This window comes from Arthrobacter sp. JB02-1C, from assembly GCF_057748045.1.
Map to the genome: position 1 here is coordinate 2869705 of NZ_CM173235.1, position 14941 is coordinate 2884645.

The 14941-nt window shown below is 66.5% G+C and carries 11 protein-coding genes; 9 read left to right on the plus strand and 2 right to left on the minus strand.

Features of this window, described 5'->3' with window-relative positions; all coding sequences use genetic code 11:
* Window positions 1-66: 66 nt before the first annotated feature.
* Entirely contained in the window at window positions 67-2424 is a 2358-nt protein-coding gene (locus tag AC3ANP_RS13475; RefSeq protein ID WP_488330665.1) for an FdhF/YdeP family oxidoreductase, read from the minus strand.
* A gap of 504 nt (window positions 2425-2928) precedes the next feature.
* On the opposite strand from AC3ANP_RS13475, the gene AC3ANP_RS13480 reads away from it, so the two are divergent.
* The 6 genes from AC3ANP_RS13480 (at window position 2929) to AC3ANP_RS13505 (ending at window position 8480) form a co-directional block, all read left to right on the plus strand.
* Window positions 2929-3252, plus strand: a complete 324-nt coding sequence (locus AC3ANP_RS13480) for a hypothetical protein (RefSeq protein ID WP_488330666.1) — start codon at window positions 2929-2931, stop codon at window positions 3250-3252.
* Window positions 3249-5375 carry a L,D-transpeptidase family protein gene (locus AC3ANP_RS13485; RefSeq protein WP_488330667.1) on the plus strand — a complete coding sequence of 709 codons (2127 nt, stop codon included), beginning with the start codon at window positions 3249-3251 and terminating at the stop codon, window positions 5373-5375. The genes AC3ANP_RS13480 and AC3ANP_RS13485 overlap by 4 nt, the downstream gene beginning before the upstream one ends.
* Before the next feature lie 203 nt (window positions 5376-5578).
* Window positions 5579-6262 carry a hypothetical protein gene (locus AC3ANP_RS13490; RefSeq protein WP_488330668.1) on the plus strand — a complete coding sequence of 228 codons (684 nt, stop codon included), beginning with the start codon at window positions 5579-5581 and terminating at the stop codon, window positions 6260-6262.
* A gap of 180 nt (window positions 6263-6442) precedes the next feature.
* On the plus strand, window positions 6443-7654 hold the full coding sequence (locus AC3ANP_RS13495; RefSeq protein ID WP_488330669.1) for an inorganic phosphate transporter: 1212 nt from the start codon (window positions 6443-6445) through the stop codon (window positions 7652-7654).
* Window positions 7651-7872 carry a hypothetical protein gene (locus AC3ANP_RS13500; protein WP_488330670.1) on the plus strand — a complete coding sequence of 74 codons (222 nt, stop codon included), beginning with the start codon at window positions 7651-7653 and terminating at the stop codon, window positions 7870-7872. Before AC3ANP_RS13495 ends, AC3ANP_RS13500 begins: the two co-directional genes overlap by 4 nt.
* A gap of 59 nt (window positions 7873-7931) precedes the next feature.
* Complete coding sequence (locus AC3ANP_RS13505; RefSeq protein WP_488330671.1) at window positions 7932-8480, plus strand: dihydrofolate reductase family protein; 549 nt, start codon at window positions 7932-7934, stop codon at window positions 8478-8480.
* A gap of 12 nt (window positions 8481-8492) precedes the next feature.
* Here AC3ANP_RS13505 and AC3ANP_RS13510 read toward each other — a convergent pair whose 3' ends face one another.
* On the minus strand, window positions 8493-8957 hold the full coding sequence (locus AC3ANP_RS13510) for a hotdog fold thioesterase (RefSeq protein WP_488330672.1): 465 nt from the start codon (window positions 8955-8957) through the stop codon (window positions 8493-8495).
* A 211-nt stretch (window positions 8958-9168) separates the two neighbouring features.
* Between AC3ANP_RS13510 and polA the strand changes: the two genes are divergently transcribed.
* The 3 genes from polA to rpsA all read left to right on the plus strand — a co-directional run bounded on the left by polA (window position 9169) and on the right by rpsA (window position 14939).
* Window positions 9169-11808, plus strand: a complete 2640-nt coding sequence (gene polA, locus AC3ANP_RS13515) for a DNA polymerase I (protein WP_488333057.1) — start codon at window positions 9169-9171, stop codon at window positions 11806-11808.
* Window positions 11809-11927: 119 nt separating this feature from the next.
* Entirely contained in the window at window positions 11928-13226 is a 1299-nt protein-coding gene (locus AC3ANP_RS13520) for a GNAT family N-acetyltransferase (RefSeq protein ID WP_488330673.1), read from the plus strand.
* 231 nt (window positions 13227-13457) lie between these two features.
* Entirely contained in the window at window positions 13458-14939 is a 1482-nt protein-coding gene (gene rpsA / locus AC3ANP_RS13525) for a 30S ribosomal protein S1 (RefSeq protein WP_488330674.1), read from the plus strand.
* Window positions 14940-14941 lie beyond the last annotated feature (2 nt).

Consider the following 14941-nt stretch of genomic DNA (forward strand, 5'->3'; position numbering starts at 1 on the left):
GGCCGGGCCGGGCGTCACACCGGCGGGGGACCGGTCCGCCCCGCCGGTGTGACCGGCCCCGGAGTTCTATGCAGGCGCGGGGGTTCCCGCGGCGGCGTGCAACCGCGCCGGACTGTCGGGGGTCTGGTCCACGCTGGGTTCGAGGCGGACGATCACGGCTTTGGACACCGGCGTGTTGCTCCCTTCGGCCGTGTGGTTGAGCGGCACCAGCACGTTGGCCTCGGGGTAGTACGCGGCAGCGCAGCCCCGTGCCGTCGGGTACGAGACCACGCGGAATTTCCGCAACACGCGCTCCACGCCGTCCTGGTACGCACCGTGGACGTCAACGAAAAGGCCGTCGGACAGCCCCAGTTCGGTGATGTCCTCCGGGTTCACGAAGACCACATGCCGGCCTTTCTTGATGCCGCGGTAGCGGTCGTTGTGGCCGTAGATGGTGGTATTGAACTGGTCATGCGAGCGCATGCTTTGCAGGATCAGGGTGCCTGCCGGCCGCTCCACCGCCTCCAGCTGGTTCACCGTGAGGACGGCCTTGCCGGTCGGGGTCGGGAACGTCCGCGAGTCCCGGGGCCCGTTGGCGAGGATGAAACCGCCCTCCTGGCGGATCCTCTGGTTATAGTCCTCGCAGCCGCCCACCACCCGGGAAATGTGGTCCCGGATCAGGTCGTAGTCCTTCTCGTAGCCGTCCCAGTCCGCGTTGATCCGGTCGCCCACCAGGGCCTTGCCCAGGCGGCTGAGGATCGCCGGTTCGGATAACAGGTGATGCGAAACAGGTTCCACGCTGCCCCACGAGGGGTGCACCGCGCAGACCGTGTCCTCCACCGAGACGAACTGTTCGCCGGACTCCTGGATGTCGATCTCGGTCCGCCCCAGGGTGGGCAGGATCAGCGCCTCGGCCCCCGTGACGACGTGCGAGCGGTTGAGCTTGGTGGAGACCTGGACGGACATCTCGGTGCCGGCCATGGCCGCTTCGACCGCGTTCGTGTCGGAAATGGCTCCGACGAAGTTGCCGCCGACGGCCATGAAAACCTTGATGTCGCCGTCCCGCATCTTGTTGACCGTCTCGACGGCGTCCACGCCGTGCTCCCGCGGCGGTTCGAAATTGAACTCCTTGCCGAGAGCCGCCATGAAGGACTGCGGCATTTGTTCCCAGATACCCATGGTGCGGTCGCCCTGGACGTTGCTGTGGCCACGGATCGGGGAGGCCCCGGCGCCCGGCTTGCACATGTTGCCGCGGAGCAGGAGCAGGTTGATGATTTCCTTGATCGTGGCGACGCCCTTTTTCTGCTGGGTGATCCCCATCGCCCAGGTAATGATCACCTTCTCCGCCCGCAGGTACCGGTCGGCCAGTTCGTCGATCTCCCCGGCGCGGAGCCCGGTCGCCTCCAGCACCGCTGCCTCGTCCAGCAGGGCCAGGTGCTCCTTCAGGTCCGCCAGGCCCTCGCAGTGCTCGGCGAGGAACGCATGGTCCAGAACAGTGCCGGGGTTTTTCTCCTCCGCGTCGAGCACCCGCTTGGAGACCGCCTGCAGCAGGGCCATGTCGCCGCCAATGCGGATGTGCAGGAACTGGTCCGCAATCGGGGTGCCGCGGCCGACGATGCCCCGGATCTTCTGGGGGTTCTTGTAGCGGTGCAGCCCGGCCTCCGGCAGCGGGTTGACGGCGACAATTTCACCGCCGTTGAGCTTGCAGTTTTCCAGCTCGGTGAGCATCCGCGGGTGATTGGTGCCCGGGTTCTGTCCCATCACGATGATCAGGTCCGCCTCGGCGAAATCGTCGAAGGTGACCGTGGCTTTGCCGATCCCGATGGTCTGCCCCATGGCCCAGCCGGAGGACTCGTGGCACATGTTGGAACAGTCCGGAAGGTTGTTCGTCCCGTAGCCGCGCACCAGCAGCTGGTACAGGAAGGCCGCCTCGTTGGACGTGCGGCCGCTGGTGTAGAAGGCGGCCTCGTCCGGGGAGGCCAGGCTCTTCAGCTTGGCCGTCAGGATGCCGATCGCCTCGTCCCAGCTGACCGGCTTGTAGTGGTCTTCGCCGCGCGGCTTATAGACCGGCTCGGTGAGGCGGCCCTGCATGCCGAGCCAGTAGTCCGAACGGTTCCGCAACTCGCCGACGCTGTTTTCGGCCCAGAAAGAGGTAGGAATGACCACCGGCGTGGCCTCCCAGGTGACGGCCTTGGCGCCGTTTTCACAGAACTCGAAGGCCTTCCGGTGGTGCGGGTCCGGCCACGCGCAACTGGGGCAGTCGAAGCCGTCTTTCTGGTTCATCTTCAGGACCGTCTTGCGCGTCCGGTTGAGGCCCATCTGCTCCACCGCCGGAACCATCGAATGGTAGACACCCGGGATGCCGGCGGCCCATTGCTTCGGGCCCTCGCCCACCTGCAGGTCCTTTTCACCGGTTTCCTCCACGCGCGGAGTCTTGCGAGTCACGTCAGCTTCCCTTCTGCAGGCGCCGCCGGGTTTCCGACAGCGGGCATACTTCCTTTGGGCACCCTACCTGCCCGTATATAAGCGGGCCGTCAGCCCGGGCGGAGCGCCGCCGGCAAACTGCCAGGCGAGCCGGTCATCGACTGAATATGACGGGCGCGGTAAGGAAACGCGAGATCGGGGAAACTCCCCGATTGAGGAACGGAGCAAACCCCGGACGGCACAATGCCCCCATTTCGGATAAACAACAATTACGTCGGAGACCCGTTTCCTCATTTGTCCAACGTTTTTAGTCTGATAGCGTGCGCCTTATCCTGACAGGCGCTTCCTGCCACATCATTGTTTGGCCAGGGAGTCTGTCACCAGTTTGGAGGAAAAATGCATCAATGGACACCGCTCCTTGGGGGGTGCGCGGTGGGTTTATTAACCTTGGCCGCTTGTAGTCCGCCAGCGCCAAATCCAGCCGCGAGTTCTCCTGCCGGAGTATCGAGCAGCACCTCGATTTCGATGAGCGCGCCGCAGCCTTCGGGTCCCGTCCAGTCTGCTTCGGCAATTCCGACGCCGACCGCACTGGCCACCGATGCGCTCAGTGACGTTATCTGCGCGGCCGACGCCGCCGGTTCCTGGTCGTTCTCCGGGACGCTGACGAACCCGGGCTCCAGCCCGGTCAAGTACACCGTGGCCGTCGCTGTCGGCACCAACAGCAGTCCGGCCGGCCACGCGCTGATCGAACAGACGGTAGCCCCCGGCGCGAAGGAAACGGTCCGCGCCGCAAACTTTGCCTCGGGCGCACCCGCGGGGTCCACCTGTGAGGCGGTGGTCTCGAAATGAGGATCATTCAGACGAAATCCCGGGCCCGCGCCGCCGCGGTGGCGGCCATGGCGTCGCTGCTGACGGTCGGGCTGGCACTTCCTGCCCAGGCGACCACGGCAACCCCGCCGCCCGCGACCTCGACCCCGAGCCAGCAGGCGGCGCCAGCACCTTCGGCCCCGCCACCTGCCACGGTTCCCGCGACGCCGGTGCCCACGAAGGCCCCGGCGCCGGTTCCAACGATCGAGCCTGCTCCGCAGGTGGACCGCTCGGCCCCGGCGACGCTGAGCCCCGGAAACCCCGCGCCCAGCGCGCAGACGACAGTACCGGCGGTCCGGGGCGGCGCCGAAGCCACGTCTTTTGTGCCGTTCGGAGCCATCGGCGCCAAATGGCAGCAACTCGGTGGTGCCGCCGGCCCGCTCGGTGAGCCCACCGCCAACGAGCGCTGCGACGCATCCGGTCTCTGCCTGGAAACCTTCGCCGCGGGCGAGATCTACTACACGGCCGCCACCGGGGCCCACGCCGTTCTTTTCGCTTCCGGCAAGACCGGCCCGGAATGGAAGACCCGCGGCGGCGTGCCTGTCCTCGGGTACCCGGTCACCGACGAGACGTGCGATGCAGCCGGCTGCGCGCAGCGGTACTCGCAGGGGACGGACCTCGCGTGGACGCAGGCCGGAGGCTACCAAACGGTGTGGACCCGCGGAGCCATCGGCGGTGCGGTGTACCGGCTCTATGGCGGATACGCGGGCACCGGGTACCCGACGTCGGCGGAAAACTGCACCCTGAAGAACCAAGGCTGTGTGCAGGAATTCGGACGGTTCAAGATCATGTGGTCGGCCTCGTCCGGGGCCTTCGGAGTATGGACCCCCGGGGCGATCGGCGGCCTGTACGACAGCACGCAGGCGGAACGCGGAACGCTCGGATTCCCCACGTCGAAGGAGACCTGCGGGCTTAAAGCCAACGGGTGCTACCAGAACTACCAGGGCGGAGCCATTGTCTGGTCGCCCGCCACCGGAGCGCACCTCAGCCGGGGCGACATGCGCAAGGACTGGGCCAGCCGCGGATACGAGAACGGCGGCCTTGGCTACCCGGTGTCCGAGGAAATCTGTGACGTTCCGAACTCCGGCTGCCGTCAGGAATACCAGGGCGGGACTATTCTGTGGTCTTCCGGCACCGGGGCCCATTCGGTCAATGGTGGCATCAAGGGCCGCTACCAGGACCAGGGCGGCGTGTCCGGTTACCTCGGGTATCCCATCGAAAACGAGATCTGCAACCAGCCCAAGGGGGGCTGCTACCAGTGGTTCCAGGGCGGGCTGATCTTCTGGTCGCCGTCAACCGGAGCCCAGCCCATCCGCGGCGGGATGAAGACCAAATACGCGTCGATGGGGTGGCACCTGAGCTACCTGGGCTATCCCGCGACCCCCGAGACGTGCGCGGGCGGCGAGTGCGTCCAGGCCTTCCAAGGCGGCTATCTCAGCTGGACACCGTCTGCTTCGAAGGACTACGGCCGGTCGGAGTGTTCCAACCTCAATGAGGGCGGGATCAAGTATCCGACGGCAGGCGCCAAACGGGTCCTGCTGACCTACGCGGCCGACTACGGGCAGTCCTATGCCGCCGTCGTATATTGCCAGCGGGTGGCCGGAACCTACCTGATTGACTGGCGGACGGACGGGCGGGTTGGTGCCAGCGGGTTCAAGCCGCCGGGCGTCCCATCCGGGCCGACCCGCAATAACTTCTCCCCGACCGGTTCCTATTCCGTGACGGAAGCGTTCGGGCTGGGGAACCCGGGCACGGCGCTGCCGTACCGGTTGTTGAATCCAAAGTCTCGGTGGGGCGGCAATCCGTGGACCGACACGTACAACAAGTACTTTGAATCCTCGTCCTGGGTCGGTTGGGACGAGAACATGTGGTACTTCGCCACTGGCCGCTCCCACGACTATCGCCAAGGGGCTGTCCTCAACTACAACAGGCCGCCCGACTCCCCAATCGTGCAGGATGCCGGTTTTGCCATTTTCCTGCATGAGCACAAGGTGGCGACCGCTGGTTGCATATCCCTGGATGACTGGGCCGTCGAGGATTATCTGCGCAAATCGGTTCCCGGGGACCGGATCATCATGGGCGTAGCCCGGGACATCTTCTCCTGAACCGCTAGGCCCAGCCGGCAACCCGACCGAAAAAGGCCGCCGGGGCCATCAGGATTTCCTGATGGCCCCGGCGGTTTTCTGCTGCAAAAACAGCTGCCGCGCGTGCGCTGGCGGCCACGGCGTCGCCGTCCGTTGGACGCCGGCCGTGACGGCCGCGGAACGCGGGTCTTTGCGCCGCGGGAGGCCGGTGGGAGGATGTTGCCGTGGACCCCTTTTTTAATTTCCTGAGCCATAACTGGTGGCTGGTTTTTCCGTTGAGCGCGCTGCTGGGCAACTGGGCGCGGTCCTGGAGCAGGGCCGGCGAACGGCGGCACCGCAGGAAGTTGGAGCTTTACCGGCTTAAGAACCAGCAGGTGGAGGCAGAGCAGGCCAGCCGGAGCGAGGTGCAGGCTCTCCTTGACGCGCACGATGCGGTCAACCGCCGCTGGCTGGATTACGAACTCGACGTCGGAAAACTGATCGATTTTCCGGTGATGACCGATGTGCGCGAGCCCTTGACGGTGGCATTCCTTCGTGCCAAGCGCGAAGCGGACGGCTTGCGGCCCGGGGCGCCGGAGCAGGTGGGGACGGTGGCCCGGCTGGCGGAGTACCGTGCTGCCGTGCGGAGCTTCGAACTGGCCTTCGACGTCGCCGAGCGGGAGGCGCGCAGGATCAAGGACAGTCATTTCAGCGGACCGGAACGCGAGCGCCTTGCCACAGCCCGGAAGCTGCTCCGGATCGCCTCCGACGCCGCCGCCACCCCGGCGGAGCGGCAGACCGCCTACAAACGGGCCCGCCGCGAACTGGACGGGCTGATTGTGCTGCCGGACGCCACGCTGGCGGCGCTGGAGGAAAAAATCGCCGGTATGCTCGACGCCGGAGCCGCCCACGGCACCCCGCCCGCATAGCTGCCGGACGCGACGGTTTAGTTTTGCCAGTCCCTCGGTGGCACGTACGATCTATACGGTTTCAGGACTGCATGGTGAACTGCGCAGGACATCCCGGCGAAACACCAGGTGAACACTGGCCGACAAGGCCGCCACGGGGCATGGAACTGCTGACCGTCGACTCTGCAGATTGGGCAACAGGTGGAAATCACCGTAATGGTGGCGCTCGTGATAACGCTGGCGCTGTTCTTTGACTTCACTAACGGATTTCATGACACCGCCAACGCAATGGCCACCCCCATTGCGACCGGCGCGATCAAACCGAAGACGGCGGTGGCCCTGGCCGCCGTGCTGAACCTCGTTGGTGCCTTCCTTTCGACTGAAGTAGCCAAAACCGTTTCCGGCGGCATCATCCGGGAAGGGGCCGACGGCGTGCAGATCACCCCGGACATCATCTTCGCGGGCCTGATGGGCGCCATCCTCTGGAACATGATCACCTGGCTCAAAGGCCTCCCGTCCAGTTCCTCGCACGCCCTGTTCGGCGGCCTGATCGGCGCGGCCATCGCCGGCATCGGGTTGCATTCGGTGAACTTTGTCTCGGTGGTGCAGAAAGTTCTGCTCCCTGCCGTTTTCGCTCCGGCCATCGCGGCGGTCGTCGCCTACATCTGCACCCGGCTCGCTTACGCCCTCACCGCGCGCCATGACCCCGAAACCGGCAGCAAACTGACCCAGAAGCGCGGCGGGTTCCGCACCGGGCAGGTTTTCACGTCGAGCCTGGTCGCCCTCGCCCACGGCACGAACGACGCCCAGAAGACCATGGGCATCATCACGCTGGTCCTGATTTCCGCCGGCAGCCAGGCGCCCGGCTCCGGGCCGCAGCTGTGGGTCATCGCCGCGTGTGCGCTGGCCATCGCGGTGGGCACCTACTCCGGCGGCTGGCGGATTATCCGGACTCTCGGCACCGGCCTCACCGACGTCAAGCCGGCGCAAGGCTTCGCCGCCGAAACCAGCACCGCAGCCGCCATCCTGGCCTCCTCACACCTGGGCTTCGCCCTGTCCACCACGCACGTCGCCTCGGGATCCGTCATCGGCTCCGGGATGGGCCGCCGCGGGACTTCGGTGCGCTGGGGGACTGCCGGAAGGATCGCGCTCGGCTGGCTCTTCACGCTGCCGGCCGCCGGCATCGTGGGCGCCCTGACGGCGCTGCTGGTGCACACGGGCACGGCCGGCTTCGTGATCGCCGCCGTCGCCGGCACCGCCGCTGTGATCTACATGTTCGTCGCCTCCCGGAAATCACACGTCGGCCACCACAACGCCGTCGAAGTCGAGGAAGCCGGGCAGGCAGTCCGGTTCGCCCAAAAGAAGGCGGCCGCCGTCAGCCGCAACAACAACGCCAAGGGTGGCCGGAAATGAAATGGCTTGAACTCGTTGTGGTCGCAGGGGCCACGCTCGTGGCCGCGGTCACCGTCGTCGTGCTCTACGCCCTGGGGGTCCGGCTCACCGCCATCGCCGGGGACATCCGGACCCGCCAGCCCCGGTGGGTGCGGCCGCTGTCCTACGCCTGCTTCGGCCTCTGCGGCATCGCCGTCCTCTTCGGGCTCTATCTGATCATTCCCTACTTCAGCAAGTAGGCCGCCGCCGGCCGCAGGAACCGCTGGGAAAGGCCACCGGGAGTGGCTACGCTGGGCCCATGCCGAAATTCCAGTACTTCGTGGCGGCCTCCCTCGACGGCTTCATCGCCACCACCGACGACCAACTGGAGTGGCTGCTCGCCTTTGACGGTTTCGACGGCGGCAAGGAAAGCTACGAAGCGTTCATGGCCGGGGTCGGCTGCGTCGTGATGGGCGGCGAAACCTACGCCTGGCTCAGGCGGCACCAGCCCGGCGCCTGGCCCTACGCCGGGATCCCGTGCTGGGTCTTCACGCACCACGAACTCGCGGCCCCGAAGGGCACCGACATCACGTTCGTCCGCGGACCGGTGACGGAGTTCGCCGAGGACCTGCGGGACTCCGCCGGCAGCCGGAACGTCTGGGTGGTGGGCGGGGGCGTCCTCGCGGCCCAGTTCGCCGACGCCGGACTGCTTGAGGAGCTAATCCTCTCGGTCATCCCCGTGGTGCTCGGCGACGGGAAGCCGCTGCTCCCGCTTGCCCGCCCGACGGCGCCGCTGGAACTGCTTGCTTCCCGCGCCCTGGGTCGTGGGGTGGTGGAGCTCCGGTATCGTCTCGCGGCGGCCGGCTGACGGTCCTACCGGCTACTCGGGTGCGTCGCGGAGCAGGTTGGTGATCCGCGCGGTGGAGAGCCGCCGCCCCTGCTCATCCGTCATGACAATTTCGTGGGTGGTGAGGGTGCGGCCGAGGTGGATGGCGGTGCAGGTCCCGGTCACCAGGCCGGCGGACACGGAACGGTGGTGCGTTGCCCCGACGTCGATCCCCAGCGCGCGGCGGCCCGGACCTGCGTGCATGCCGGCAGCAAAGGAACCCAGCGTCTCCGCCAGCACCACGTGCGCGCCGCCGTGCAGGATGCCCGCCACCTGGGTGTTGCCCTCCACCGGCATGGTGGCGACCGTGCGTTCCGGGCTCAGCTCCAGGAAATGGATCCCCATCTTCACCACGAGGGCGCCGACGCCCATCCGGCCCAGCCACCCATGAAGTTCCAACGGAACACCGGCCGCTTCGAGTTCGGCAGCGAAGGGTGCGGGCGTGAAATTGTCGATCATGGGAACTAGGCTGGCACCTGTGAGCGAAACTACCAAACCGGCCCTTTCCCCTTCCGCAGTTGACAGCCTTCCGGCCCCTGAGCCCGAATCAGCGGCTCCCGCCCGGACCCCGCAGCGGACCCGGAAGGCCGCGGCACCGGTTTCCGCCACCGAAGCGCCCGTGATCCCCATCACCGACCAGCCGCGTCTTCTGGTCCTGGACGGACATTCCATGGCGTTCCGGGCGTTCTTCGCCCTGCCGGCGGACAAGTTCTCCACCGCGAACGGGCAGCACACCAACGCCATCCACGGGTTCACGTCCATGCTGATCAACCTGATCAAGGAGCAGAAGCCAACCCACGTGGCCGTCGCCTTCGACGTCTCGGACGAGACCACCCACCGGAAGGCCGAATACGACGGCTACAAGGGCGGCCGGAACGAGACGCCGCGGGAGATGAGCGGCCAGATCGACCTGATCGACAAGGTCATGGGCGCCTGGGGCATCAAGACCATCAAGATGCCGGGCTGGGAAGCCGACGACATCCTCGCCACCCTCGCCGCCATGGGTGAAAAAGCCGGCTACGAGGTGCTGCTGGTGTCGGGTGACCGTGACGCGTTCCAGCTCATTACCGACAACGTCTTCGTGCTGTACCCGCGGAAAGGGGTCAGCGACATTCCGCGCATGGATGCGGAGGCCATCAAGGACAAGTACTTTGTCAGTCCGGCCCAGTACTCCGACCTCGCCGCCCTGGTGGGCGAGAGCGCCGACAACCTGTCGGGCGTTCCCGGCGTCGGCCCCAAGACGGCGGCCAAATGGATCAACCTCTACGGCGGCCTGGAGGGCGTCCTGGAGAACCTTCAGGCGATCGGCGGGAAGGTGGGCGACGCGCTGCGCGAGAACGTGGAGGACGTCAAACGCAACCGCCGGCTCAACCGGCTGCGCACCGACCTCGAACTGCCCGTGTCCCTGGAGGATCTCGCCGATCCGCGCCCGGACCAGGCCGCGCTTGAGGAACTATTCGACGAACTCGAATTCAAAACCATCCGCAGCCGGCTGTTTGCGCTCTACGGCAGCGACGTGACCGAAGCCGAGCGGGAAACCATCGAGGTGCCCCGCTTCGTGGTCCCGTCCGGCGCTGCCGAGCTCGACAGCTTCCTCGCGGCCGGCGCCGGCAAGGTCTCCGCCCTGGCTTTCGACCTCGTGCCCGGCCGGCTCGGCGATGATGCCGTCGCGCTGGCCATCGTCCGGGACGACGCGGCCGCCTACCTTGACCTGGGCAGCCAGGACGCCGACGCCGAAAACCTGCTGGCCGGCTGGCTGCGCGATCCCCGTGAACCCAAGGTGCTGCACGGCTTTAAGACCGCGCTGAAGGCCCTGGCAGCCCGCGGACTTGAACTCGCCGGCGTCGTGGATGACACGTCCATCTCCGGCTACCTGATCCAGCCCGACCGGCGCAGCTACGAGCTCGCCGAACTGGCGCAGCACCACCTCAACGTCGATGTTTCCACCGAGGCGGCCAAGGAGGGCCAGCTTGAGCTGGCGTTCGACGCCGACGACGCCGCCGCGGCCGGCAAGCTCATCCACGTCGCCGCCGTCGTCCGGGCCCTGAGCGGCTACTTCGACTCCGAACTGAAGGAACGCAAGGCCCAGGACCTGCTCAGCACCCTGGAACTTCCGGTCAGCCGTGTCCTGGCCGACATGGAGCTCGCCGGCATCGCGGTGGACATGGCCCGGATGGACGAGCAGCTCTCGGACCTGGCGAAGGTGATTGAGAACGCGCAGGAGCTGGCGTTCGCGGCGATCGGCCACGAGGTCAACCTGGGATCCCCGAAACAGCTCCAGACCGTGCTGTTCGACGAGCTGCAGCTGCCGAAGACCAAGAAAATCAAGTCGGGCTACACCACCGACGCCGCCTCACTCAAGAACCTGCTGGAAAAGACGGGGCACGAATTCCTGGTCCAGCTGATGGCGCACCGCGAATCATCGAAGCTGCGCCAGATGATCGAGTCCTTGAAGAAATCCGTCGCCGACGACGGCCGGATCCACACCACCTACGCGCAAAACGTCGCCGCGACCGGCCGGATCTCATCCAACAACCCGAACCTGCAGAACATCCCCATCCGCAGCGAGGAAGGCCGCCGTGTCCGCGGTATCTTCGTCGTCAGCGAAGGCTACGAATGCCTGCTGTCCGCCGACTACTCGCAGATCGAGATGCGCATCATGGCGCACCTCTCCGGCGACGCAGGGCTGATCCAGGCCTACCGGGACGGCGAGGACCTGCACCGGTTTGTCGGCTCCAACATCTTCCACGTGCCCACCGACCAGGTGACCAGCGCCATGCGCTCGAAGGTCAAGGCCATGTCCTACGGGCTGGCCTACGGGCTGACCTCCTTCGGTCTGTCCAAACAGCTGGAAATTTCCGTTGACGAAGCCCGGACGCTCATGAAGGACTACTTCGACCGGTTCGGCGCGGTCCGCGACTACCTCCGCGGGGTCGTGGACCAGGCCCGGATCGACGGCTACACCGCCACGATCGAAGGCCGCCGCCGGTACCTCCCTGACCTCACCAGCACGGACCGCCAGTTGCGCGAAAACGCGGAGCGGATCGCTTTGAACTCGCCGATCCAGGGGTCCGCGGCCGACATCATCAAACGGGCCATGCTCGGCGTGGCAGGCGCCCTGGCCGAGCAGGGCCTGAAATCACGCATGCTGTTGCAGGTCCACGACGAACTCGTCCTCGAGGTCGCCAAGGGCGAACGCGCCGCCGTCGAAAAGCTGGTGACGGACCAGATGGGTGCTGCGGCGCAGCTTTCGGTCCCGCTGGACGTCCAGATCGGCGTGGGCACCAGCTGGTTCGAGGCCGGACACTAGGCCGGGCCCTGGCCGCCCCCGGAGCGGGCCGGGCCCTGGCCCGGCCGGGCGGGGCCTTGGCCCGGAGAACTTTCGGCTGACGGTGGCGGCCGGGGCAACGGTTGGCTAGGCTCGGATTCGTGGAAAAACCAAGAGTGGACTATGAAATCCGCCGCTTCAGCCCGGCAGCGAAGGACGAACCCGACTACCCGCAGACGGTAGCCTGGATGCGCGCCGTCGCCTTTGGCTTCCACGATGCCCGCCGGAGCCAGACACGCGTGGACAAAGGCATCGAGATGCAGCGCGCGGACCGCCGGGTGCTGACCGGGGCCTACCAGACCGGTCCCGTCGCGGACCACGCGCTCGGCGCCGAGGTTCCGGTCGCGACCTTCGGCACCTTCGACAAGACGCTGAACATCGGCTTCGGCCGGCTGCTGGAGACCCGGCTGGTGACCGCCGTCACCGTCCGCACGTCGCACCGCCGCCGCGGGCTGCTGCGCCGCATGATGTCCGAGGAGCTGGGGCTGGCCCGGCAGCAGGGACTGGCAATGGCAGCGCTGACGGCCTCCGAGGCGTCCATCTACGGACGCTTCGGCTACGGTGTGGCCACTTCCGAACAGTCGCTCAAGGTTGACACCGGTGCCCGGTTTGTCCTGAACCACACCCCGGTCGGCACCGTCGAGGTGGCGGATCCGAAGGTCCTGCTGGAACTTGCCCCGCAGGTCTTCGACCGCCTGCACCGGCTCACGCCGGGATCCATCGGCCGGCACGAGTTCTACCGCCAGTACGCCTCGGGCTCGATCAGCCGCGACGACGACGGCGAAGACCCCAAGGTCAAGGTCGCGCTGCACTACGGCCCCGACGGCGCGGTGGACGGCTACGTCTGCTACAAATTCGGCGGCTGGTCCAGCACCCCCTACACCATGGAGGTGCTGGACCTGGTCGCGGCAACCCGCCCGGCCTACCTGGAATTGTGGCAATTCCTCGGCGCCATTGACCTCGTGGAACGCGTCAGCTGGGAGGAAGCACCCGTGGACGATCCGCTGCCATGGGCGCTGGAGGATCCCCGCTGCGTCGAAGCGTCGGACGGCAGGGACATGCTCTGGCTGCGGATCCTGGACGTCCGGAAGGCATTGACGGCCCGCCACTATCCGGCGGACGGCCGGCTGGTGCTGCAGGTGGCCGACCCGCTCGCCCTGACGGACGGGACCTTCGCCGTGGACGTGAGCGGCGGCGCCGCCACCGTGTCAGACGCAGCCGGCGCCGACGCCGACCTGGAACTCGACGTCTCCGCGCTGTCCTCGATCTATCTCGGGGGAGTGCACCCGGTCACCCTGGCGGCCGCCGGCCGGATCGTCGAAAATACCCCCGGCGCAGCGCTCCGGGCCGCCGCGATGTTCGCCGTCGAACGTCCGGCCCACTGCCTCACCCACTTCTAGCGGGCACCGCCCGACGCCGGTGCCCGCCGCGCCGGCGTGTGCGCGCTTTGACCCGCGTTGACGACTACGACTAGACTAAACGGGCGTGTATTACGTGCGCGCAACCAAATCCACAAAATCAGGATGACCCGGCGGATCATGATCGGTCCGCCGTGCTCTTGTTCCGTGTCGCCGACGCGGGCGGGGCGGTTTGCCTGACCGACTAACTATCCACAACGGAGCCCCTACTACATGACCATCACCTCCACCGAGAAGCCCGGTACCCCCGTAGTCGCGATTAACGACATCGGTACCGCTGAGGACTTCCTCGCAGCAGTTGACGCGACGATCAAGTACTTCAACGACGGAGATCTCGTCGAAGGAACCGTCGTCAAGGTCGACCGCGACGAAGTCCTGCTCGACATCGGTTACAAGACCGAAGGTGTCATCCCCTCCCGCGAGCTTTCCATCAAGCACGATGTTGACCCCGGAGACGTCGTCTCCGTCGGTGATCAGGTCGAAGCCCTGGTGCTCACCAAGGAAGACAAAGAAGGCCGCCTGATCCTCTCCAAGAAGCGCGCTCAGTACGAGCGTGCCTGGGGCGACATCGAGAAGGTCAAGGAAGAAGACGGCGTCGTCACCGGCACCGTCATCGAGGTTGTCAAGGGTGGTCTTATCCTCGACATCGGCCTGCGCGGCTTCCTGCCCGCATCCCTCGTCGAGATGCGCCGTGTGCGCGATCTTGCTCCGTACATCGGTCAGCAGATCGAAGCCAAGATCATCGAGCTGGACAAGAACCGCAACAACGTTGTGCTGTCCCGCCGTGCCTGGCTCGAGCAGACCCAGTCCGAGGTCCGCTCCACGTTCCTCAACAAGCTGGAAAAGGGCCAGGTCCGTCCCGGCGTCGTTTCCTCCATCGTCAACTTCGGTGCGTTCGTGGACCTGGGCGGCGTAGACGGCCTGGTCCACGTTTCCGAGCTGTCCTGGAAGCACATCGACCACCCGTCCGAGGTTGTCGAAGTTGGCCAGGAAGTCACCGTCGAGGTTCTCGAAGTCGACCTGGACCGCGAGCGTGTTTCCCTCTCGCTCAAGGCAACGCAGGAAGATCCGTGGCAGACCTTCGCCCGCACCCACGCCCTCGGCCAGGTTGTTCCGGGTAAGGTCACCAAGCTGGTTCCGTTCGGTGCGTTCGTCCGCGTCGAAGACGGCATCGAAGGCCTGGTCCACATCTCCGAGCTCGCCGTGCGCCACGTGGAGCTGGCCGAGCAGGTTGTCTCCGTGGGCGACGAGCTGTTCGTCAAGGTCATCGACATCGACCTCGAACGCCGCCGCATCTCGCTGTCCCTGAAGCAGGCCAACGAGGGCGTCGACGCCGACAGCACCGAATTCGATCCGGCTCTCTACGGCATGGCCGCCGAGTACGACGAAGAAGGCAACTACAAGTACCCCGAGGGCTTCGATCCGGAGTCCAACGAGTGGCTTGAAGGCTACGAGACGCAGCGCGCCGCCTGGGAGCAGCAGTACGCTGACGCCCAGACCCGCTGGGAAGCCCACAAGAAGCAGGTTGTCCAGCACGCTGCCGATGACGCTGCCGCTGCAACGTCCGGTGACAGCGACTCCGGCACCACCAGCTACTCCTCCGAGCCGGCTGCAGCCGAGTCCAACACCGGTGGCGGCACGCTCGCTTCCGACGAGGCCCTTGCAGCTCTGCGCGAGAAGCTGACCGGCAACTAATT

Coding starts and splice junctions, on each gene's coding strand:
- AC3ANP_RS13510 (WP_488330672.1), bottom strand. CDS start 8,957: ATGATCGACAATTTCACGCCCGCACCCTTCGCTGCCGAACTCGAAGCG.
- polA (WP_488333057.1), top strand. CDS start 9,169: ATGGCGTTCCGGGCGTTCTTCGCCCTGCCGGCGGACAAGTTCTCCACC.
- AC3ANP_RS13500 (WP_488330670.1), top strand. CDS start 7,651: ATGAAATGGCTTGAACTCGTTGTGGTCGCAGGGGCCACGCTCGTGGCC.
- AC3ANP_RS13480 (WP_488330666.1), top strand. CDS start 2,929: ATGAGCGCGCCGCAGCCTTCGGGTCCCGTCCAGTCTGCTTCGGCAATT.
- AC3ANP_RS13505 (WP_488330671.1), top strand. CDS start 7,932: ATGCCGAAATTCCAGTACTTCGTGGCGGCCTCCCTCGACGGCTTCATC.
- AC3ANP_RS13485 (WP_488330667.1), top strand. CDS start 3,249: ATGAGGATCATTCAGACGAAATCCCGGGCCCGCGCCGCCGCGGTGGCG.
- rpsA (WP_488330674.1), top strand. CDS start 13,458: ATGACCATCACCTCCACCGAGAAGCCCGGTACCCCCGTAGTCGCGATT.